Below are 22732 nucleotides of genomic sequence, written 5' to 3' on the forward strand. Positions count from 1 at the left end.
TGGGTTGATTACGGTGGAGTGCGTCTTTTTCTGCGAAACGGAGGGGGTCGTTCTCGCGATCCCCTTCTATTACAACGATATTATCAACAGACGCTGTGGGAGTAGAGGAGACGAGTCGTACTATCGGCGAGAATTGTATCGGAAATACCCGGTTCTATTATTGCGACAGAAGGGAAGACCGAAAATTGGAATCTCACTCCCACTCAAAAGTCAGTCGATAGCACTGTTTGCGTGCATCAATCACGGACGGTCGTGAGTCAACGAGATCTTGCTCGAGCAACGTCGCTTCGTACCGAGATTAAACGTTCGTTCCGCGAGAGTGTTCAGAACCTTCTGTCCTGGGCACTCACCAGTCCTGATCAAAACATCGACAAGCTAATGCATCAGATCGAAGGAATGTTCGTCTAACGTGCGAAGTCAAGTAAAAAGAGACCAACCAACCCATCGAATTATTTCGGTGTGTATCGTTCGAGGAACATCTCCAAGTCCCGAAACGCATCAAGACGGTCGGTCAGAGTCTCGTGACTCCACTCCCACCACTCGGACCGAATAAGACGTCCAGCGGTCTCCTCGTCGAAACGGACTCCGATATGTTCGGCAGGGACACCCCCGACGATGGTATAAGGATCAACATCATGGGTGACGACGGCACCGGATGCAACGACAGCACCAGTTCCGATTTCCACACCGGGAAGAACGGTCGCACCGTGTCCAATCCAGACATCGTGACTGACATTGACGCGATCGTCGGCACGCCATTCAAAGACCGACTCGTCGTTCTCGCCCATCCCATAGATCTCCGCCCTGTAGGTGAAGTGGTGAGCCGTGGGGCGGTCAATGGGGTGGTTCGTTGGTCCGAGGCGGACATCTGATGCGATGTTGCCGAACCGCCCAATTTTGGTGTAATCCAATTGAACCCGCTCCATTAGATAGGTGTAATCGCCAATGGTCGAGTTACTCACGCGCGTTTCCGGCCGAATTTCGGTCCACCGTCCGAGCGTGCTGTCCGTAATAATGACGGGGTCGTGAAGCGTCGGTTCCTCGGAGAGTGCCGTCACACGAGAAGTACCGTAAGAGTCGACGAAGTACCCGTCGTCCGATTTTGTTCCGACGTGTTTGCTCATCGGGCGAACGCCTCCCTCGTTTTCACGGGAAACTCCCGTATGATTTCGACGAACCCTTTCGTCTCCGTATCGTCACGAAGCCGCGAACGTATTCGCTGGCTGGTCATCTCGATGGCGAGGATGAGCACCACCGAGACGAGGATTGCCGCCATCATATTCGTATACTGGAACGTCTGGCGCTGCATGTTCATCACGAATCCGAGTCCACCTGCGCCGATGAGTCCGAGCGTGATGGCGATCCGAACGTTCAGTTCGAAGATGTACATTCCCCACGCGATGTACTGTCGAATCACCTGCGAGAGCATGCCGAAGTAGACCGTCTGTTTCTTGTTCGCACCCGTCGACTGGACACCTTCGACGGGACCGTCGTCTATTTCTTCGAGTTCGTCGGTGAACAACCGGCCGAGATAGCCCATCGTATCGACGGCGATGGCGAGAGTACCTGTGAACGGCGTCACGCCGCCCAACGGAATGAAGATGAGCGCCCAGACGAGCGCGGGAATCGCGCGGATGACGCTCATCGTGATCCGGAAGACGAAGTTGAACGGAAACGGCGTCACTCGCTCGGAACCGAGCGTTCCCATGACGAGCGCCCCTGGAAGGCCCAGGAGCGTCCCCGTGAACGCCATCGAAATCGTAACCACCGATAGATTCAGCAGATTTTCGGCGAGGATGAAGTCGATGTACCGCCCCACGTCGAGTATTGGGAGGCCGATAACGGTCGTCATCGGGAAGTAGTCGCCGAGTGCGTCCGCGAACGCCGGCCAGTACGCAACGAGTTTCGTCACGGAGAATCCGACGACCGTGTACGTCGCACCGAAGGCTATCATGACGAAGCCGAACCCGACGAGATACAGCAGCCTTCGGAGTCGTTTCTGCTGTCGAATGGTTTCGAGCCGACCCCGCACGTTCCCATCGAAGGAATCGGACTGGGTGGACGTATCGAGACTCATTGCGGCTCTCCGAGAATCCTGTTCGTTCGGTCGCGTCTTGGCTCGTCTGACGTGCTTGCCACCGTGGGCTCGGTCGGCATTCCCATTCCGACTGTCTCGACTTCGCCGTAGAGGTCGTCGATGACTGCTCGGGTGAGTTCTTCCTTTCCGCCATCGAAAACGATCGACCCGTCACGGAGGCCGATAAATCGGTCGCCGAAGTATCGGGCGATGTTCACCTGATGCAGGCTCGTCAGCGTCGCGATGCCGTACTTCCGGGAGGCCTTCCTAAGGTACTCCATCACGCGCTCCGCGCTCGCCGGGTCGAGACTCGCGACTGGTTCGTCGGCGAGCATGAGTTGGGGATTTTGGACGAGAGCACGTGAAATACCGACGCGCTGCTGTTGGCCGCCGCTCATGTGAGCGACGCGTTGATCGGCTTCGTCAAGGAGTCCGACGGTCTGCAACGCATCGAGCGCTCTGAGTTGATCGGTCTCGTCATTTTGTTCGAGCACGCTCCGGACGAATCCGGTTCGGTTCAGCGAGCCCGTCAGGGCGTTTGCGAACGCAGACAACTCTTCGACGAGATTGTGCTGTTGAAACACCATTGCGACGTCCGACCGCGACCCGGTCGATTCTTCTCCGCCGATCTTTATCGTTCCGTTCGTCGGGGCGGTTAACCCGTTAATACATCGGAGGAGCGTCGACTTTCCGGCCCCGGACTGTCCGAGAAGGACCACGAACTCGTCCGACTCGACGCTGAGCGAGACGTCGTCGAGCGCCGTCACGTCCCCGTATCGTTTCGATAGATTCCGTACTGTGAGTGTACTCATACGAATTGTATTCTACCGTCGATTAGCTCTCTTGCGTCAGGTCGATACCGAGTTCGTTGACGCGCATTATGACCGGTTGATAGTCGTCCATCGACGTGTCTTTCAGCGTCGTAAACGGAAGCGACCCGTCGTAGTCGTCACCCTTGTACTGCTTCATCTTCTCCTCGGTGGCCGAATGAAGCGTCTTCTCTATTGTGTCCTTCATTGGGTCGTCCCAGCTTTTTCGTGCGTAGATCGGTTGTTTCGGGATCGGCTCCGACCACAGGAATACATCGAGATCGGGGCTCGCCGACCCGGCATCGTCCACGTACGCGGACTTCTCTTTGACCTCGTCGGGGAGGTCGCTTTTCGGGACGTTTTTCATGCCGTTGCCTCCCCACGTCGAACACGCATCGGCTTTATCGTTGATGAGCTGTTGGAGCGCCGCCTCGTGGTTCGACCACGACCCTTGGAAGTCCGCTCCTTCGTCACTACCTGGGGCTTTTCCGATTTCGAGCCCGGCGTTTTTCAGTTCGTAGAGTGCGTAAATCGACCCCGACGTCGACAATGGGTCGGCGAATGCCATCGTTTTTCCATCGACGTCGGCCGGTTTCGAGATGCCGCTTCCGGGCTGTGTCATCATCAGCGAGTAATAAAACGCCGTGCCGCCCGTAACTGCCGTTCCCATGACGTCCATCTTGTCGCTCGCGGCGATAAGCGTGATATCGTCCATCCCGATTTCGGCCTGTTCGGATTTAAGCGCAGGGAGGATCGCCGAATAATCGAGCGGCACGCGATAGTTGACTTTCAGACCGTCGATCTCAGCTTCAAGGTACTTCTTCATCGGCATGTACTGTTTTTTCACCTCCGTGGGGTTGTCGGGCGTGAGGAGGATGGTGATCTCTTTGGATTTCTTCGACGAACCCATCGTCGTCCCGCTGCCTGCGGCGTCGGATTTGGAATCACCGGAACAGCCGGCCAATGCGGCCGTTCCTGCTGCACCCGCCGCCGTGATGAAGCCTCGTCGAGTGGTAATCGAATGAAATCGGGTCGTTTCAGTTTCGAAGTCTGTCGTCATACAGGCGGTGCAAGTGAAGGTTCCCGGATAACCGTTGTCTGGGTACAGTACTGATGGCTGTTCGGAAAGGGTCGAGAGTGCACAGTCGGCTTGATACCTACATGCCGTTCATAAGTCAACGTTCCAATGGGTGGAATTACGTGGGCCTATTCTCGTGAGTCCGTACCTGTCCGGACCGTCATTCGAGGCGACGGCGTTCGGCCACCTCCCATTTCGGATACGCGAGAGTACCCAGCGAACCCTTATGCGGACTCTGTCGGAGTCACCGACCGAACACATGACTGACCCAACCGACAGAACGGACCGGTTCGAGCTGATCGCCGCGTGCGACGGTGACACGCTCGTCGGACTCGCCGACGATCTCCTCGACGGCGAAAGGCCGCTCCGTATTCTGCAAGAACCGAAGCCACAACTGGTGATGCACCGCGTCCGCGAACCGGTCGAGCGACGACCGTTCAATCTCGGCGAAGTACTCGTTACCGCCGCAGAAGTCGCGTTCGCGGATGAACGGGGATTCGCGATGGTCGCGGGAAAAGCCGAATCGAAGGCCGTCTCGGGAGCGATAGTCGACGCCGCAGTCGCCGGTGACCATCCGGAAGCAAACCGCATCTGTACAGTTCTCATCGACGCCGAAACCGACCGCGAGGCAACGCGACGGAGACAGTGGAACGAGAGTCGAGCCACGACGGTGGAGTTCGAGACGCTGGAGGACGAGGACGAATGAGGGCGCTCGATATCGATCCGGTTCACGACACGCGAGCGACCTTCCGGTCGCTCGTCGACGCGACGAGCCGACCAGGGACTGTCGAAACGACGGCGATTGCCCCGGCAACATATTCGATTGTCGCGACGCTCGTCGATCACGAGGTGACACTCTACGGCGGGAGCGACGAACTCCACACGACGCTCGAACGCGAGAGCCGACTCGACAGCGCACCGTTCGAAGAAGCCGACGTCATCGTCGTCGATGGCGATACCGACGGCGACGTAACTGCCGCCAAACGGGGCAGTCTAAAAGAACCAAGTGACGGTGCGACGCTCGTCTACGACGTAGAGACGCTCGCCACGGATGCCGCGCCGGACGCCGACGCTCTGCCCGTTGCCGTCAGTGGCCCCGGAGTTCCGGACACTCGAACGTTCTATGCCGAGGGGATACCCGCCGAAGAGGTCGAGGCGATAGCGACGGCACAGTCGTCGTACCCTCGAGGTGTGGACGTGTACCTAACAGCGGATGATCGCGTCGTCGGGCTTCCACGGTCGGTCACCCTGACGGTCGTCGACGAGGAGGGGACGTAGATGGGCTACGTCGCGGTCAAGGCAGGTGAGAAGGTCATCCGCCGTTCGGAGGAACTCTTCGAAAAGCGGCGCGTCGAAGGGGAGGACGAACAACTATCCGTCGAGCAGATCGAATCGCAGTTCGGTCGCCTCGTCGGGCAGGTGATGAGCGAAGGCGGACTGTACGCGCCGAAGCTCGCGGCACGGGTGATAAAGCAGGCACAGGGGGACGCCGCCGAGGCCGCGTTTCTCCTGCGTGCGTATCGTTCGACACTTGAGCGGTCCGACGAATCGACGTCGTCGGACCCGGATTCCATGTTCGCCACTCGGCGGGTCTCGCCGGCGTACAAGGACGTCCCCGGCGGGCAGATACTCGGGGCGACGAAAGATTACACCCAGCGGCTCATCGACTTCGATTTCGACGGGACGGATCCGACCGAGGAGTGGGACCTCGGGAATAGCGAACCGACTTCGTTGCGAAACGTGATGGAAGTACTCCGCGAGGAGAACCTCGTCAAAGACCCGAGCCCCATCGTGGACGATACGCCGACGGACACGACCCGCGAACCGGTGATGTTTCCAGCTTCCCGCGATGCGATCCTTCAGGAACTCGCGCGAGGTGAAACAGGTGCGGTGACGGCGCTCGCCTATAGTGCGCTCCGGGGATATGGGCAGGTACATCCGACGCTCGGCGAGGTTCGCGTCGGCGCGCTTCCAGTCGAAATCGAACACCCCTACACGGGAGATCCTGCGGAAGTAACGAGCGTCGACGTGACCGAATCGGAGAGCGTCGTTCCGGTGTACGCAAAGCGGGACGACCCGAAGTTCTCTTTCGGGTACGGACTCGTTTTCGGCCGAAACGAGCGGAAAGCCATCGGAATGACGATCCTCGACGCCTCCATCCAGCTCGACGGGAACGAACCCGCGGAGGACGCGGAATTCGTCCTCGATACGGTGGACGGAATCGACTCTTTCGGATTCATCGAACATCTCAAACTCCCACACTACGTCACGTTCCAGAGTATTCTGGACCGTATTCGGGCGATTCGGGAACGGCAAGGATTCGATACGGGAGAGTCGGACGATGAACGCTCCGTACCCGAATGGGAGACCCCGCTGACGGTGAACGATGATGACTGAACACGATAGGACGAGCGACGTGGAATCGACCGCGGCGGCGGATTCGGCCGTCGCTGCCGAACCAAACTCCGTTTCGGAGGTCGTGGCGGGAACCGACGCCGGGCTTACGGGGTACAACTACGCGTATCTCGACGAACACACGAAACGCGAGGTCCGCCGAAACGTACTGAAGGCGATTTCTCTTCCCGGGCACCAAGTTCCCTTCGGCTCGCGCGAGATGCCGCTCGCACGTGGGTGGGGGACCGGGGGAATTCAAGTATCCCTGTCACTGCTCGGTCCGGACGACACGTTCAAAGTCATCGACCAAGGGAGTGACGAGAGTGTGAATGCGGCCAACATCAGACGACTGGCGGAAACGACCGCCGACGTCAAGACCACGACGGACATGACGGCGGCCTCGGTCATCCAGACGCGTCATCGGATTCCTGAGGAGGTACTCACCGACGAGCAGATTCTGGTCCTGCAGGTACCGACGACCGACCCGCTCCGCCGCGTCGACGGCAGCGACGACGCGAATCGCCGTCGCCACGCCCATAAAAATTACTCGAAGATGTGGGTCGCGCTGTACGAGAACGTCGTCGAATGGGACGAAATCCAGATCTCAGCGCGGTATCCGGTGATGGTTGACGGCCGCTACCTGATGGACCCGTCGCCCATTCCGCGGTGGGATACGACGAAGCTCAACGACGCGGATTCACTCTTCCTCTTCGCCGCAGGACGCGAAGCTCGAATCTACGCCGTTCCGCCCGACACCGACGTCGAACCGCTCGCGTTCGACGACCGCTCGTTTCAGGTCGAACGGTTCGACGGACGGGTGTGCCACCGCTGCGAATCGTCGGATACGTACTTGACCGAAGTTACCGACAACGATGGAACCACGCGATACGCGTGCAACGACGCCTCGTTCTGCGAGAAGCGGGCGGCAGATCCGACCCTACCGAAGGACCATCATCTCGATGTCGATGACGTGGGGTGGGGGCCGGAAACCCCGGACCCGATCCTCTGCGACGGTGATGACGGTGTCGCGGCGAACAGCGAAGACGAATCCGCTTCTGTTGCCGAGTCAGGAGGTGACGGCGCGTGAGTCTCCTCGAAGCGAACGACGTCACTCGATTCTACGGTGATTTCGACCCCTGCGGTTCCTGTATCAATCGGACCGGGGCAGCACACGGCCAAAACCGATGTCCGGAGTGTGGCACCGTGGTCGGCTGTGCCGACGTCGATTTGGACGTCGAGCGCGGCGAAGTTCTCGGCATCGTCGGTGAGTCCGGCAGCGGTAAATCCAGCCTCGCGGAGATGCTCGCACTGGACCTCACCGCGACCAATGGAACTGTCGACTTCGAATCCTATGACGGCAATCTCTTCGAAGCGAACTACGAAGAGCGTGTCGAGTTGCGGAACGCTCACATCGGCATGGTTCACCAACACGTCCGCGACGGATTGAACCTCGAATTCACCGGCGGCGGAAACGTTGCTGAGTCGTTGCTCGCCGCAGGATGGCGGAATTTCGGCGACGTCCGAGCACGAGTTCGCGAACTCTTCGAGGAGACGGAAGTTCCGGTCGACCGAATGGACGACCCCACGGAAACGTACAGCGGTGGAATGCAACGGCGCGTTCAGATCGCGAAAGCCATCGCCAACGACCCGGAACTGGTCATCCTCGACGAACCGACTACCGGATTGGATGTGAGCGTGCAGGCCCGCGTCCTCGACATGTTCAGGCGTATTCAGCGGGAGCAGAACGTCGCGACCATCGTCGTCTCACACGACCTCGGTGTCGTCCGCTTGCTCGCGGACAGAACCGTCGTCATGCGTCACGGCCGCGTTATCGAGTCGGGACTCACTGACCGTATCATGGAAGATCCGCAGCGGGAGTACACTCAGACACTCATCAATTCAGTCATATGACGATACTCGAAATCGACAACCTACAAAAGGAGTTTCGGATGCACGTAATAGACGGGAAGCGCGTCGTCGGCCTCGATGGCGTCTCCTTCAACGTCACGGACGGAGAGTTCCTCGCCATCGTCGGCGAGTCCGGCAGCGGTAAGTCGTCACTGTTGAAATGCCTTCATCGGACGTACCTCCCCTCGGGTGGGGAGATACGGTTTTCGAGCACGGACGGTGTCGTGGACCTCGTCTCGTGTTCCGAGCGTCGTACGCTCGAACTCAGAAACGACGAAATCGGTTACGCGTCACAGTTCCTCGACGAGATACCGCGTGTCTCCGCCCTCGACGTCGTCGCACGGCCGCTGGTCGAGGACGGCATCGACCGAACCCCAGCCCGCGACCTCGCCAAGGACCTTCTCATGGCGTTGAACCTCCCTGAAACGCTTCACGACGCCTATCCGGCGACGTTCAGCGGGGGTGAACGACAGCGGGTCAACCTCGCCCGCGCCATCGCGCCCAGACCGCGGTTGCTCCTCCTCGACGAACCGACGAGCGCGCTCGACCCGGAAACCAAGGCGGCCGCCATAGACTTGCTCCGGTGGTATCTCACCGACGAAACCACTGTCATCGGTGTCTTTCATAATCGCGATGTCGTCGCACAGTTAGCGGACCGCGTGGTCGTCCTCGACGACGCGACTCTGCAACAGGTGGTCGACACCGACACCTACCTGTCCGAAACGAAGTCCGATTCGGACGTGACGCTGTCGGAGGTAGACGCATGAGCGAAAGCGCGGAACCACTGCGGCAGGACGACGGGACGACCTACGAGGTCGCCATCGAAGACGCCCGCGTGGTGACGCCGACCCGGACGGTTCGTGGTTGCGTTCTGATTCACGACGGGAAAATCGGCGCCATCGAGGCAGACGACCCTGACGCCACCGCGACCGACCACATCGACGCCGACGGCCGGGTCCTCATGCCGGGCATTGTTGATCTCCACGGCGACGACATTGAAAGCCATCTGCATCCGCGAAGTAACGCGGCCGTCGAGCCGTCGATGGCGCTGGCTGCGGCCGACAGGGCGAACATCGCCTCGGGAATCACGACGAAATTCCATGCCATCGCGTTCGAAGACGCACCGGAGAAGAACCGTTCGCCGGAACTCGCGATGAATCTCGTCGATTCTGTTCGATCGAACGATTCCCTGCTCGTCGACCACCGTATCCACGCTCGCTGTGAGATAACCGACGAATCCGGGATCGAAGCGGTCGAGGATGTGCTCGCCGCCGATGCCACATCGCTCGTCTCGGTGATGAGCCACATCCCAGGCAAAGGGCAATTTCGGGACGTCGAGCGATTCCGCACCTACTACGAGAACGATGCGAACCTCTCGGTCGAGGAGGCGGACGCCCTCATCGAAGAGCGAACGAACCTCTCCGAGGAGGTGCTCGCCTCCCGCGTCGATCGAATCGTCTCGGCGGCCGATGAAGCCGACGTTGCCGTCGCTTCACACGACGACGAAACTCCGGTCGAAGTTGAGCGACTACACGAGCGCGGTGTCGATATCAGCGAATATCCGATCACGCTCGACGCCGCGAAACGAGCACGGACGCTCGGGATGGTGACCGCCATGGGCGCGCCGAATCTGGTCCGCGGAGGCAGTCAATGGGGGAACCTCGCGACGGACGAGGCCATCAAGGCGGGGGCGGCAGACGCGTTGCTCGCCGATTACCACCCGCCGTCGCTGCTCGCCGCCCCGTTCGTCGAAACGGGCGAGTCGCTTTCGACCCGCGTCGCCCGCGTTACCCTGAATCCGGCCGAAGCCGTCAGTCTCGGCGACCGCGGTCGAATCGAAGTCGGCGCCCGTGCCGATTTGATTCTGGTCGACCCTGAGCCGACACCGGTCGTCGAGCGTGCGTTCGTCGCGGGCGACCCCGTGTTCAAAGCGGAGGCGGGAAGATGAGCGACGACGGCTTGCAAACACGACTCGGGGCAGCGATGGACCTTCGTTTCGACGAATCGGTCCGCGAGTTCGCCGCATATCTCCACGACGTGGGACTCGATCACATCGAGCTCAAGCGCGAGTATCTCCACTCCCATCCGAACGCACCCTCGCCTCGCGAACTCTCCGAGTTGCGACGCGAGTACGATCTGACGTTCACCCTACACGCGCCGTTCCGTGATTGGAACCTCGGTAGCTTCAACGACGCCTCCCGCAGAGCGTCGGTCGAACAGGTGAAACGAACCCTCGATGACGCTGCCGCCGCCGACGCGGGTGCGGTGGTCGTTCACGGCGGCTCCGTTCCGCGGCGATATCCCGACCCTGTGCGGGAGAAAGCGAAACGAAACGCCATCCAGTCACTATCCGAATGCGCCGAACACGCCGCCCACGTTGGGATTCCACTCTGTCTCGAAAATCAACCCCGTTCGGACTCGACAGAGCGTCACACGACGACGCCGAGCGATTTGGAAGGGATGATCACTGACGTGGGCGCGGATTCTGATTGGCTCAAGCTCACGCTCGACGTCGGACACGCGACGGTGAACGGGTATGAGTGGCGGACGTTCGTCGAGCGGTTCGGCAACCGCATCGAAATCGTCCATCTACACGACAACGACGGAACCAACGACGATCACGAACCGCTCCAAGCATACGGGGATATCGGTTCGTCCGTCGATGCGTCATACTTCGTCTTCGAGATGAAGCGGGTCGACGATATCGCTACCTGCGTCGGAGAGGCCGAAACGAACGACACCGCAAAATAGGGGCTCACCACCGTATTTGAAGTCGATGACGAACCACCGCACTTCGACTGAACAGGATGATCACGTTATTCCAGTCCCGTTATCGAGGTGCCATCCGTTCTCTCGTTTCGCATGGTCTGCTGGATTCCCATCTCCGCGATATTTCGTCCGTAAGCGGCGGTCCGTCGAACGCTATCGAGCAGCAAACCGAACGTGAACGCGACGGTTGCGTCCTCTCGCGTGTAGAGGCTTTTATCGAGCGCGTCAATTGCATCGTCGAGTTCCGTTACTTCGGTGAGTAGGGAAAACGCCGTGTCGATATCAACGTCTGATAGGACGACATCGGCGGCCCGTTCGATGATTCGCCGGGCGGTGTCGGCGAGGCGGGCGAACTCGTCGACGTTAACGTCAGCGAGGACGCCGTCCCGTTCCATGACGAGTCCGACCATCTTCGTTGCGTGGTCACCGATTCGCTCGAATTGACGTGCGGTATGATAGTATTCGAAGAGTTCCGACCGAGTCGTTTCGAGCGCCTCGACCGTTTGGAGGTTTTCGATAGCACGTTGGAACTGCCGAGTGACGAGGCAGAACAGTTTGTCGGCCTCATTATCGCGGGCGACTACTCGCCTCGCAAGCCGAGCATCGTCGTCGACGACGGCACGAACGGCGTCACGATGCATCGAGAGCACGATCAGCTTCATCCGCAGAACGCTCTTTCGGATAGAGATGCTCGACGGGTCGATGATGTTTCGAAAGGTGAGTTTCGTTTCCGCCATCTCCATGATTTCGAGGCCGCTCAAGTTGGAACAGAGGTCCATTGCGGTTTCGAGGTTATCGTCGTCATATCCGTTGCGGTCCACGATGACGAGTTCACTGACGCCGACGAGGTACATCGATTTGACAACCTGGCCAAACATTTCTGTTGTGTAGCCTGAAACGTCTATACGAACCACCTGTTGGTCAGTATCCTTTCGTGATCCCGCTTCGATGAGTAGCGTACCGTCGGCTTCCGGATGGAGATAGAGTACAGACCCGCTCGAGATGTTCTGTTCCGTCGCCCACTGTTTTGGGAGTGAAACGGTGAAGGTGGTGCCGCCCGACAACTGAACCTTTCGCGTCTCCATACTCGAATATACGACTGGGGGTTCGACCCTTAGCCGTTGGTATGAGTACTTGCATGATGATGGTAGCCCTCCGTAGCAGTACCGAGTTCGAAATTGATTGTCGTAGAATACGTGCCGTAATCGAATCTCCGTACTAGTCCGGACTGTACGTGGCTAACTGATAACTAAAACCCCGACGAGATCTGACGAATATGCGCTGGAGCCAACCGAGCATCGCCCCGGAAGGTGGCCGAGAAGTCACGCTCGCTCGCGTCATCGAGACGATCGATCGAACGGCACCCGAGACGAAAGCCGAACTCGCCGACGAACTCGGTCTTTCGAAGCATTATCTCTCGGAGTTACTACAGGAGCTGAAACATGACGGTATCGTCCGAAAGGGATACGTCATCGACGACGGAGCCGTGTACGACAACGCCCCATCGCTTTCGAAATTATCCCACGACGAAGGTGCGAGGCATGCGAGACTCATCGAACAACTCGAACGGCTGGAATCGGTGACGACGGATCAGTATCGTGCCGCACGGACGCAGTTTGCCGGCGACGAACCGGCTCAATCAGCTGACGATCTCGAACCGTTGGCGAACGAACGGTGTCTCGTCGTCCTCCAAGAACTAAAATCGATGACGATGACGACCGATTGGCCGGGAAATCGAGTGGCCTCGGATCTCGGGATCATCGCGAGAAATCTGGAGATAATCGGCGACCGCGCGTGTTACATCGCCGATATCGCTGCGACGATGGAGACGGATTCCGTCGGAATTGTTCACGACCACGTACTCGAAATCTTCGACGGTGGGCTGACCATCAACGAAATTATCGTAGACGTTCTCTTCGATGCGAACGTCGCTCGTATGGACGAACTGTACACGGAAGAGGACGAAGTTCACAGGAAACTCGACGAACTTTTCGAACTGGTGACGGCCTACGACCCCGAGATGTTTGGGCAACTGGCGACCATGACGCGTGCCCTCGAGCGTGCGATTTACTACTGGGTCCACACGGCCGAGATGGCCGCACGCATTCACGTCGGCCTCGAACCGGAGCACATCCCGGAGTAACGTCCGTCAGACGTGGGCGGACGGTTACCCTCTCGATTACCGATAGTGAAAAGCAGCGAAAGGAATGTAAATATATACCTTTCATCTATTGTATGCCCATATGTGAACTTTTGTCAATAATATATATTGTTGATAAAATTTATTGTGGCTCTCGTGGACTACGCGACATGGAGACGCGTAAAATTCAGATTACGGGTGGTTCGACCTACACGGTTTCCCTCCCGAAGGGGTGGGCGAAGAGGAACGATGTGACCGAAGGAAGCGTTCTCGGAATTCATCCCGACGAACATACCCTCATTCTCGCCCCGACTCACATCGACAATTCAACCGAGGGGCACCTCGATGTGACAGATTCTTCCGACGAAGAACTCGTCCGTAGCGTGATCGCGATGTACGTGAGTGGATTCGAGCGTATCACACTCGAAATGGACCGCGTTACGACCGATGTCCGTCGCGCTATCCGGTCGGCGACGAAAAATCTCGCCGGTCTCGAAGTGGTCGAAGAGAAGAATCGGACGGTAACCGTCCAAGTCCTCTTCGATGCTTCGCAGTTTTCTATTTCCAACACGATTGCTCGAATGCAGGTGATCGCTCTCGGCATGCTGAACGATGCCATCACCGCTCTCAAAGAGCTCGACTGCACCCTTGCACGGGACGTCGTCGACCGTGACAACGATGTCGATCGGTTGTGGTTCGTCATCTCACGGATGTTCCGAAAGTCGCTTCGAACGCCCACCGCGGTCGAAGAACTCGGTCTCCCTCGTGAGCGATGCTTTGATTTCTATACGGGAGCACGTCAACTCGAACGTATCGCCGATCACGCCGCGAAAATCGGGACGGTCGCTATCGACCTCGAGACGATACCCGAAGACGTTGCAGAGTCGGTGACGAAGCTTCACGAGGAGACACAGGTGATAATCAACACTGCGATAGAGGCTCTCCTTACGGACGATAGGGAGGACGCCACTCGGCTGGCAAACCGTGCCCGTGACTCGGTTTCGACGATGGATGAACACATCCGCGCTATCAATGGTCTCCTTCGAAATCTCGATTCACGCCATGCCCAGCAACTTCGGCTCGGTGTCGATTCGCTTTCGCGGTGTGCGGACTACGGTGGGAACCTCGCCGAAGCAGCACTGCAAAAGGCCGCTCCTCGCCCCTGAAGTCCCGCGACCACCCGACACGTCTACCCGATCGATGAATCACGGCAATTTCCCGGAGTCACCACACGTCGTTGCCATAGGTTGATTGTCCTCGAGAATCGCGGTTTGTATGCGACAGTGATACGTCGCGTTGTCGTTCGGAATGCGAACCGTCTCTCCGGTTCCGTGTGGGTCCAACACGAGGTACGCTCGCACATCGATGTCGGACTGTTCCCCGCGTTGTACGTGCGACCGAAACCAATCGCCGACCCGATCGTTGTTCATGGTGACTACGAAGGTGACGGTACGGGTTTCGCCGGGACGGATGAGCGATGTCGTATTCACTGTGTTCGGCGACAGGGTTCCGTTCCCGGTGTGGAACAGCTCGATGTCGTTCATCGCGAGAGACATTCTGAGTCCCGTTGAGTCGACGGCGAGCGGAACCGTATCGCTCGGATTATGAATCCGATAGTGTATCAGTAGCGTCGTTCGTTTCGCATCAATTCGTCCCCATGTCGCCCACGCATCTTTGACCTCTGCACCGACGACGACTTGTCGATGGGAAATCGGAATCCGGCGACTAGTGACGTACCGTCCCTCCGTTCGTTCGACGACACGTGAAATCGAATCGAGGATCGGCGTTCGATCTTCGAATTGCGTGTCCGATTTCGTCGTTCTGTACGTCCAGTTCACAATCGGCGTAGTGATGCGAACCTGACCGTTTACCGTCGCATCGAGGGTTTCGTTATCGCTGAGAAAGCGTACCCACCACGAAACAAGTCGGTCAGTCTGTATATACGTCGTTTGCGTTTGTGACGTGTTTCCTTCAGGGAAGTCGATACGACTTCGAGAGCCTTCGGCGATGGAAACGCCGTTGAGAGTAAGGGAATAGTGGATGTGAAGAAATTCGCCCATCGTGAGGCCGATTGGGTAGGGGTTGTTCGTCCAGAAGGTCGTAACGACTTCGACGCGGTCGTCGGTGACGGTTCCCCAGTCACCGTAATCCTGAATCTCGACGTTCGGTGTCGGAACCGACTGTCCTCCGGTTACAAGGTAACCACTTGCCGTAAGAACCAGCACGGCCAGTAGCAGGTTGGATAGGGTGTCTCTCTTTCGTACCATTCGGAATCGGTGATCTTTCGAGAGACGTCTCTCCCTCGAGTTTCGGCGTGCTTGATGTCTTTCCGTACCGAAGGGTTCGAGCCTGCATACGTGATCGTTTATATTTCAACAATATATCGGAAAATATGGCTCTAAATCTCTATATATAATATTTCCATTAAATATATATTTGTGTCCTAATTGAACCAGAGTATGGGATTCAATAATGCCACTGGTAGTGAAGAAATCAACCGTCGGGGATTTTTCCGTAGCGTCGCCGGAACGACCGCCGCTGGAGGACTTTCCAGCCTTCTTGCGAAGCGAACGATTGCACAGCCGACGACTGCGAACCGGAATCAAGCCGAAGAGGTCTTTTCGTACGACCCGACTATGGACTCGGACACGACGTTCCCACAGTCGGTCATGAGTGGCGGGCCGACCGATTCTGGAGCTATCATTTGGACTCGAATCGCCAAAACGGCATATCGGGAACAGCAATCCGTCGGCATTCAGGTTGCCCGTCATTCGACCTTCGACGATCCGGTTTTCGAAGGAACGGTCGATTCCACAGCGGTTTCCACGGACCGGGATTACACAGTCAAGGTCGATTTGGACGGCGAACTCGACGCAGACCGTTTCTATTACTACCGATTCATTTACGATGGGGTGGCCAGTCGAACCGGCCGCCTACGGACGTTGCCGACCACGGACCAACATGTCGAAGAACTCTCGTTTGCGGTCGTCACCTGCCAAGATTACCAAAACGGCTACTACGGTGCATTCGAGCACATCGCAAACGAACCCGTCGACTACATCATACACCTCGGCGATTTTATCTACGAATCCTCCGATGGTGCGTACGTTTCCCCCACGGAAGGTATCAAGGAGGGACGCGATTTCGGCCTTCCGAGCGGTGCCAGCCTCGCCGAATCCTTGGACGACTTTCGTTTCCTCTATAAGACGTACAAATCCGATTCGCTCCTCCAATCAGCTCTCGAACGACACACCCTCATCGCCGGATGGGACGATCACGAAATTGGAAACAACCGATACTGGGATTACGCGACCGACGCTCCGGTCGTTCCCAACAAGGAAAACGGCTCGGACCCTTCGACTGCCGTTCGGATCACTGCGAACGGGATCCAAGCGTGGATCGAGCATATGCCGATGCGTGTCGAGTACGACCCATCGAAGGACGACTTTCACGAACAGCTCAAACTGTGGCGGCGGTTCGAGTTCGGCGACCTCGTGGACCTCGTTCTTACCGACGAGCGCCTCTTTCGTGATGGTCCCCCCTGCGAAAACCAAACAGTCACCTGCACCAACGAAGACGATCCGGATCGGACAATACTGGGTTCCGAACAGAAATCGTGGTTCACCGAGGTCCTCTCCGAATCATCGGCACGGTGGACAACGTGGGCGAATGAAGTACTCACGATGCCGTTGACTGCCGGAGAGACGTGGTATCAGGTCGAATTTCTTCACGACTCGTGGGACGGCTTCCAAGCCGAGCGCGCAGAACTAATGAACGCTGTCGATGATACAGGTCTCCAGAATTTCATCACGCTCACCGGGGACCTCCACTGCTCGATGGCCGGGTATCAGCATGCAGGCTACGGGGACGTTTCGTGGAATATGGATACTGTCGGTATCGAGTTCATGACACCATCGGTTACGAGCGTGAACGCAGCCGATGTCGTGGACTTCCCCAGCGACTGGGACAAAGAGGCGCTGGCCGCGATAGCGAAAGAGGAAAACGACCACCTCGAATATGTGAATTGGCACAAACACGGTTATTCGGTCGTCGAATTTTCCGAAGAGGATTGTACTTACACTGTCTATGAAGTCGACAAAGAAGAAGATTCGGCTGAAGCTGAGAGAGATATGTTAGTACAGTACCGGGTTCCAGACGGCGAACTCTCGCTTGAGTTAGTGTCGGAGTGAGCAGTACATCCACCGCTAAACTTCCATCCCGACCGAATTCAGTGCGGATATATTTGCCTATTTATTCCACTAATGAACCAATACAAATTTATTTAAAAATGGGTGTTGATTCCTAATTGTGGTAGAAAGTACTAAAGATAGGGTCGCTATAGTATTGCTATCGACATTACTTGTCTGTGGCGTAACAGCCGCAATCATCGTCACACCGGCCACCGCTGAGATAAGCGGTAGCCAACAAGTGACGGTGACGAACGTCGTTGATGGCGATACTCTTGACGTCCAATATGAAAACGGAACCACCGATACCGTTCGATTGTTGGGCGTCGATACCCCAGAAACGTACGGTGAAAATACGCCCGATGAGTGGGAAGGCGTTCCAAATACACAGGCTGGAAAAGATTGTCTCCACTCGGAGGGAGAGGACGCGAAGGCGTTCATGAAAAACAACCTCGAAGGCAAACAGATAACGCTCAAATTCGATTCTGAATCGGACCACCGAGGCTACTATGGTCGTCTTCTCGCCTACGTGTATTACGGTGGTGAAGATTACAACTACAAACTCATCGAGAGTGGCCAAGCCCGGGTATACGACTCGACATTCTCCAAGAGTAGCTCCTACTACAGTGCCGAATCGTCAGCCCAGAACACCGAACACAATGCGTGGACCTGTCGCAATGTTGACAGCAGTGGTGCGTCTGTGAGTATTTCCCAGATTCACGAGGATGCAGCGGGTAACGACAACAATAATCTGAACGACGAATACGTCGTTTTCAAAAATACTGGTTCCACATCAATCGATCTCTCTGGGTGGACCGTTACGGACGAATCGGGGAAGACGTACACGTTTTCCAGTCTGACGCTCAGTCCAAGCCAGACGGTAACGCTTCATTCGGGGAGTGGGTCAGACACGAGTGGCGATGTCTTCTGGGACCGTTCGACGGCCGTATGGAACAACGGCGGTGACACTGTTTTGATCTCCGATAGCAGTGGGTCATCAGTCGCCACAAAAGCGTACTAGCACACCGTTCTGTTTCATACAAAATAAACAGCTCACTCCATTATTTTCCTCCAAATAGCCGCTAAACGACGCTAAGCTCGACTCCGTATATTGGCTTATCTCCTGCTCGATATCCGATTCACGCCACCCAAGCGGCGATACCACACTCGCCGCAGCACGAACCAACAACTCCCGATAGAACCCAACATCATACTCGTCTACCTCCTCACTCGCCAACTTCACCCGCTCCCGCGAGCACTTCCCGTCATCCACCACCACATACGAGACACTCTGGCCAGGCAATCGCGTCAACCCCAGATCAGCCGCCCGCTCCAACGCCACCACACTTCGCGTCGATTGCGTGTAGTCCTCCTTCTTCTTCGAAACCCGATTCGTAATCACCAGTTCATTCGGATCGACCGCTCCCCGCTCAAGTCGATCCACCCACGACCGCAGTTCCTCACAAACTATTTCCGGGTCACGATACGCATCCACCGCTCGAATCAACGCTTTCTGTGCTTCGTCGATATACGACGGTGTACTTCGCTGACGGCACTCAATCCCCCGATACTTGTACTCATCCTCACCAGCAACCTTCCCAAAGTACTTCGTCAAGGCACCGGCATCCGAATCACGCAACGGCACAAACGATATCCAGTCGTAGTGGGCCTCATGCTCCAGCCGAATCTCCACCTCTTCAGAAATCTCAGAGACAAGCGCAGACAACGACATCTGCTCTTCTCCGTCGATCGGTGTCACCCACACGCTATCGACGATACCATGCACAATTCCCCACCCGTTCTCCTCGAGTACTGCCTTCGTCTCCAAAAGAATCTCCCTCGCGAACGCGTTAATCACCTGGGACTCAAGAGAAACCAGTCAACGAGGGCGGTAGGTACGAGCGCGGTTCTTTCCCTCGGCAATCACGAGCCGATAGTGCTCCATTTTCTTCAAATGATTCCGAACCGTCCGATTCGTTTTCGGCTCGTCGACACGCTCTTGGTACGCCTCGTACAATTCGCCTGGGTCAAGTTTCCCCTGTTCGTCCAAAATCTCATAGAGGACACGCTGATGGGGGTTGAGTTGGTCAATAGTTTTCTGGCGAACTTCGTGGCGACCGTCAGGTACTGCCTCGTGCACGATGTCGGTCGTGATGTGGTCTATTCCTGACTGACCTGCACGCCGGGCGGCGTTTCTGAGAATGCCAATTGCAACTCGTGCATCTCCGGCAGCGGCATCAGCGATCAGCGATAGTTGCTCGTTTCCAATTGTCCCTTCCGAAAGACCACACTGGACACGAGCAGAAAGGATCGCGACGAGTTCCTCAAGGTGATATTTTTCAAAAGGGATGCGAACGCAGGTCTGCAACCGACTGGTCAAGCGATCATCGAGCTGGCTGAATACGTCTTCTTCTCGATTCGAAATGAGAATCATCGTGATGTTCGGCATCCGATACAGATCATACAGGATGCTCTTGTCTTCGAGTTGATCGACCTCGTCAAGAATGGCAACGAACTGCGGGCCGTCATATCCTTGGAGTCTGTCGAGCAGTTCGTCTTTCGGCGTTGATCGACGATGAATGTCGACCGTGTTGCCGATGCCCTCCAGAATCCGATAGAGCACCTGGAATCGCGTATACTCCTGCCAGCAATTGACGTATTGCATGTTGATATCGAGAATATTCTCACGCAAGCGTTCGACCGTATAGTTGGCGAGACACGTCTTTCCCGCACCAGACGGCCCGAGCAAAAGCGACGTTTCACCGGGTTGGCCGTCCATAATCGGCTTGAGTGTGTTCGAGAGCGCGTTGACCTCTTGGTTGCGATGCTCGATCTCATTTGGGATGAACTGTGGTTGGAGGACCCGAGCATCTTGAATCATCGTTTGACAGCATGATTCTATGCCCACTCTGATAAACGAGAGTGGGTAGTTTCCGATTCTTCCAATACGTATGGATGAGAGTACTACAGGGAGTTTTTTCGCCCCCTGAGGGGTGCGGGGCGTTCCAGAACGAGCGTCTCGATGAGGAATGATTTCGATAATACGCAGCGACAGCTACGCAACCGGCTTCGATGAAGACGTACCGAGCGAACTAACCAACCAATGTCCCAGATGCGACGGGCTGATCACCACCAACATGATTGAAACAGTCTGCGAGGACTGTGGCCTCGTCATCGGCGACCAACGAACCACTCACAGGCCAGAGCTCGCATGAAAGACTTCCTGATGCAGTTCACTGGCCGATCACACAGCACTGTCATCGCCGAGTGCCGACAGTGTGGAACGACGGTTGAAGTCGAAACGAGCGAGTGTCCGGAATGCGATCACACCGGGATCGCAATTTACCGATTCGATTGATCGACCTGAGCTACTATCGACCCTTGCTACGAGTGATCCCGTTCTGCACACGTCGGGAACGTGTTTTTTGTACCGCCAAGGGATACAAGCGATGTAATGATGTTCTCGACAGCACTCGCTACATAGATTGAAACTCAATATCTGCATCCGTGAAGTATACATGCTCATATATGGGTTGCACAGAGAGGCCGAATTGAGGTTTGAAAATATACAATCCGGGCTCGATTTTCACATGAGAGTTTCTTAGCGAGCCATTCGTATACTGAGTATAAAAACAGCTATACCAATCGAGCCATAGAGTGTTACTACAGAAATGCCCACGAGAGAGCTTCCTGATAATGCACCGGGAACGTACGTCCCGTATCATCCGAATCCGTACTATTCTCCAGAAGCGCTCCCAGTAGAGCCGAAGCTCAAGATTTCTGATCAAACACGTGACCTCGTGGCCGATGCCGCGTATCAGATCGGCCGTGTCGACGGAATTAGCTCAACAGTCGACTTTTCCGCCGTTCTCTACACATCTCTCATTCGTATCGAAGCCGTCGAATCCGCCCGTATCGAAGGAGCAGACGTCGAGTATCAAGAACTCGAAGCGTATCACACACAACACCCTACAGGTGAGACAGACCCAACGATCGAGAAAGACCTGAGAGAGGCACTGAACTACGAAAATGCGCTCAACAACGGGCTCAAGAGAATAGAGAGCGGGGACTCGATAACGCTCTCACTTATTAAAGAACTTCACTCGATGCTCCTCGAAGACGTTCGAAACGACGGTGACGTCGTCGGCGACTTCCGCGACCACATGGTCCATCTAGCAAGTCCACAGTCTGGACAACGTCCGTTCGTCCCCCCGACTCCAGAAGGTCTCACTGGACTCATGCAGTCGCTTGAGTCGTACATCCAAATGGGTGGGCAGTATCATCCGCTTATCGACGCTGGCATTATTCACTACTTTTTCGAGACAGTTCACCCGTTTTCGGATGGAAATGGTCGGCTCGGGCGCCTTCTCATTATCCTCTACTTGGCGAGTGAGGGCTATCTCGAAAGTCCGTACATCTACCCGAGTGCGTATTTCAATCGCAACAAGGTCGAGTATGTCGAGCAGATGCGTGCAGTAAGCGAGGAAGGTGCATGGGATGAGTGGCTCATGTTCTTCATCGAAGGGCTTCGGAGTCAAGCTGAGACGTCATACAACCGGACCCAACAACTCCGAGAACTCCAAGAGCGGTACGAGAACGAATACTCGGGGAGTACAACCACGGACGCATTCGCTCGTCAGTTGCTCCAGTATCCATATTTCACTGCTCCAGACCTGGTGGAGTATCTCGATGTTTCACGTCGAACCGCCTACAAGATCGTTGACGATCTCGAAGCAGATGGCCTCATAGAAGAAGTGACTGGAAAGGAACGCGGAAAAGAGTACAAAGCAGTCGATGTGTTCGACATCCTCGAGTGAGGAGTGAGCGGACACGAGACGACGTACAGCTGTTTTTTGTGCCCCCGAGGGGTGCGGGGCACACTGCGTGCCTCGTGGAGCGAGTATGTCCAGTAAACACGTCCTATCCCACCTGACGTTCACAAAGCGAGTTGCAAAGCGCGCCCAGTACGAAGCCCTCGAATTTTCACTCACAACGAGGGGTGTCCTCGTTCGAAATATGAGTCATGCAAATCCAGCTGATCATGAATATCTCGTGACTGTTCGCGATGGGATACCTATTGAGTGCGAATGTCCTGCGGATGATCGCTACGATGGGGCCTGCAAACATCGGATTGGCGTCGCAATTCGAACGCCACTCCTGCAGGCAGCGACAGACCACTCTCTCATAGCAGACGGAGGGACACAAATTGAGAACAACCCTGAAGCCTATGAAAACGGTAGCGACAGTGACCAGCTAGCTGACTGTGACTGTGAGGGGCTTGGTGGCTTTCCGTGTTGGCCCTGTGTACGGTCCGGGCGTCGAGATCTCCCGGAAAAGTAGTGCGAATCACGTGTGAATCTGCGCTTCTTG

General features: G+C 56.5%; 23 protein-coding genes. 15 read left to right on the forward strand and 8 right to left on the reverse strand.

Going from position 1 to position 22732, the window contains the following annotated elements:
• Positions 1-449: 449 nt before the first annotated feature.
• The 4 genes from LJF34_RS23905 to LJF34_RS23920 are packed head-to-tail and all read right to left on the reverse strand — an operon-like array spanning position 450 to position 3946.
• On the reverse strand, positions 450-1124 hold the full coding sequence (locus LJF34_RS23905; protein ID WP_231188397.1) for an acetyltransferase: 675 nt from the start codon (positions 1122-1124) through the stop codon (positions 450-452).
• The gene (gene phnE / locus LJF34_RS23910) at positions 1121-2077 is read right to left on the reverse strand and encodes a phosphonate ABC transporter, permease protein PhnE (RefSeq protein WP_231188398.1); all 957 of its coding nucleotides are present in this window, start codon (positions 2075-2077) and stop codon (positions 1121-1123) included. Before phnE ends, LJF34_RS23905 begins: the two co-directional genes overlap by 4 nt.
• Positions 2074-2889, reverse strand: a complete 816-nt coding sequence (locus LJF34_RS23915; RefSeq protein WP_231188399.1) for a phosphonate ABC transporter ATP-binding protein — start codon at positions 2887-2889, stop codon at positions 2074-2076. The genes phnE and LJF34_RS23915 overlap by 4 nt, the downstream gene beginning before the upstream one ends.
• Before the next feature lie 22 nt (positions 2890-2911).
• Positions 2912-3946 carry a PhnD/SsuA/transferrin family substrate-binding protein gene (locus LJF34_RS23920; protein ID WP_231188400.1) on the reverse strand — a complete coding sequence of 345 codons (1035 nt, stop codon included), beginning with the start codon at positions 3944-3946 and terminating at the stop codon, positions 2912-2914.
• A 277-nt stretch (positions 3947-4223) separates the two neighbouring features.
• On the opposite strand from LJF34_RS23920, the gene phnG reads away from it, so the two are divergent.
• The 8 genes from phnG to LJF34_RS23960 are packed head-to-tail and all read left to right on the forward strand — an operon-like array spanning position 4224 to position 11017.
• Positions 4224-4670 (forward strand): phosphonate C-P lyase system protein PhnG, encoded by a 447-nt coding sequence (phnG, locus tag LJF34_RS23925; protein ID WP_231188401.1) that lies wholly within the window; start codon positions 4224-4226, stop codon positions 4668-4670.
• Positions 4667-5242, forward strand: a complete 576-nt coding sequence (gene phnH / locus LJF34_RS23930; RefSeq protein WP_231188402.1) for a phosphonate C-P lyase system protein PhnH — start codon at positions 4667-4669, stop codon at positions 5240-5242. Before phnG ends, phnH begins: the two co-directional genes overlap by 4 nt.
• Positions 5243-6361, forward strand: coding sequence for a carbon-phosphorus lyase complex subunit PhnI (locus LJF34_RS23935; RefSeq protein WP_231188403.1), 1119 nt, complete (start codon positions 5243-5245; stop codon positions 6359-6361).
• Positions 6354-7445: an alpha-D-ribose 1-methylphosphonate 5-phosphate C-P-lyase PhnJ gene (locus LJF34_RS23940; protein WP_231188404.1), complete on the forward strand. Its 1092-nt coding sequence runs from the start codon at positions 6354-6356 to the stop codon at positions 7443-7445. The genes LJF34_RS23935 and LJF34_RS23940 overlap by 8 nt, the downstream gene beginning before the upstream one ends.
• Positions 7442-8269, forward strand: a complete 828-nt coding sequence (locus LJF34_RS23945; RefSeq protein WP_231188405.1) for an ATP-binding cassette domain-containing protein — start codon at positions 7442-7444, stop codon at positions 8267-8269. Before LJF34_RS23940 ends, LJF34_RS23945 begins: the two co-directional genes overlap by 4 nt.
• A complete protein-coding gene (locus LJF34_RS23950) occupies positions 8266-9033 on the forward strand; it encodes an ATP-binding cassette domain-containing protein (protein WP_231188406.1) in 768 nt (255 codons plus the stop codon). Before LJF34_RS23945 ends, LJF34_RS23950 begins: the two co-directional genes overlap by 4 nt.
• Positions 9030-10214 (forward strand): alpha-D-ribose 1-methylphosphonate 5-triphosphate diphosphatase, encoded by a 1185-nt coding sequence (locus LJF34_RS23955; protein WP_231188407.1) that lies wholly within the window; start codon positions 9030-9032, stop codon positions 10212-10214. The genes LJF34_RS23950 and LJF34_RS23955 overlap by 4 nt, the downstream gene beginning before the upstream one ends.
• The gene (locus LJF34_RS23960) at positions 10211-11017 is read left to right on the forward strand and encodes a sugar phosphate isomerase/epimerase family protein (protein WP_231188408.1); all 807 of its coding nucleotides are present in this window, start codon (positions 10211-10213) and stop codon (positions 11015-11017) included. Before LJF34_RS23955 ends, LJF34_RS23960 begins: the two co-directional genes overlap by 4 nt.
• Positions 11018-11082: 65 nt before the next feature.
• On the opposite strand, the gene LJF34_RS23965 is transcribed toward LJF34_RS23960, so the two are convergent.
• A complete protein-coding gene (locus LJF34_RS23965; RefSeq protein ID WP_231188409.1) occupies positions 11083-12120 on the reverse strand; it encodes a phosphate uptake regulator PhoU in 1038 nt (345 codons plus the stop codon).
• 191 nt (positions 12121-12311) lie between these two features.
• Between LJF34_RS23965 and LJF34_RS23970 the strand changes: the two genes are divergently transcribed.
• On the forward strand, positions 12312-13178 hold the full coding sequence (locus LJF34_RS23970; RefSeq protein WP_231188410.1) for a helix-turn-helix domain-containing protein: 867 nt from the start codon (positions 12312-12314) through the stop codon (positions 13176-13178).
• Positions 13179-13345: 167 nt separating this feature from the next.
• Positions 13346-14341 (forward strand): phosphate uptake regulator PhoU, encoded by a 996-nt coding sequence (locus tag LJF34_RS23975; RefSeq protein ID WP_231188411.1) that lies wholly within the window; start codon positions 13346-13348, stop codon positions 14339-14341.
• 39 nt (positions 14342-14380) lie between these two features.
• Here the strand turns inward: LJF34_RS23975 and LJF34_RS23980 are convergent, their stop codons facing one another.
• Entirely contained in the window at positions 14381-15442 is a 1062-nt protein-coding gene (locus LJF34_RS23980; protein WP_231188412.1) for an LEA type 2 family protein, read from the reverse strand.
• 192 nt (positions 15443-15634) lie between these two features.
• On the opposite strand from LJF34_RS23980, the gene LJF34_RS23985 reads away from it, so the two are divergent.
• Entirely contained in the window at positions 15635-17365 is a 1731-nt protein-coding gene (locus LJF34_RS23985) for an alkaline phosphatase D family protein (protein ID WP_231188413.1), read from the forward strand.
• A gap of 118 nt (positions 17366-17483) precedes the next feature.
• Entirely contained in the window at positions 17484-18383 is a 900-nt protein-coding gene (locus tag LJF34_RS23990) for a lamin tail domain-containing protein (RefSeq protein WP_231188414.1), read from the forward strand.
• On the opposite strand, the gene LJF34_RS23995 is transcribed toward LJF34_RS23990, so the two are convergent.
• On the reverse strand, positions 18360-19148 hold the full coding sequence (locus LJF34_RS23995; RefSeq protein ID WP_231188415.1) for a DNA polymerase domain-containing protein: 789 nt from the start codon (positions 19146-19148) through the stop codon (positions 18360-18362). The genes LJF34_RS23990 and LJF34_RS23995 overlap by 24 nt on opposite strands.
• Positions 19149-19241: 93 nt before the next feature.
• Complete coding sequence (locus LJF34_RS24000) at positions 19242-20243, reverse strand: Cdc6/Cdc18 family protein (protein WP_231188416.1); 1002 nt, start codon at positions 20241-20243, stop codon at positions 19242-19244.
• A gap of 148 nt (positions 20244-20391) precedes the next feature.
• On the opposite strand from LJF34_RS24000, the gene LJF34_RS29335 reads away from it, so the two are divergent.
• The 3 genes from LJF34_RS29335 to LJF34_RS24010 all read left to right on the forward strand — a co-directional run bounded on the left by LJF34_RS29335 (position 20392) and on the right by LJF34_RS24010 (position 22702).
• Positions 20392-20577 (forward strand): TFIIB-type zinc ribbon-containing protein, encoded by a 186-nt coding sequence (locus LJF34_RS29335; RefSeq protein WP_342765905.1) that lies wholly within the window; start codon positions 20392-20394, stop codon positions 20575-20577.
• 456 nt (positions 20578-21033) lie between these two features.
• A complete protein-coding gene (locus LJF34_RS24005; RefSeq protein ID WP_231188417.1) occupies positions 21034-22179 on the forward strand; it encodes a Fic family protein in 1146 nt (381 codons plus the stop codon).
• A gap of 199 nt (positions 22180-22378) precedes the next feature.
• The gene (locus LJF34_RS24010) at positions 22379-22702 is read left to right on the forward strand and encodes an SWIM zinc finger family protein (protein WP_231188567.1); all 324 of its coding nucleotides are present in this window, start codon (positions 22379-22381) and stop codon (positions 22700-22702) included.
• Positions 22703-22732: the final 30 nt, after the last annotated feature.

The sequence above is a fragment of the Haladaptatus sp. DYF46 genome, assembly GCF_021083305.1.
Taxonomy (GTDB): Archaea; Halobacteriota; Halobacteria; order Halobacteriales; family Haladaptataceae; genus Haladaptatus.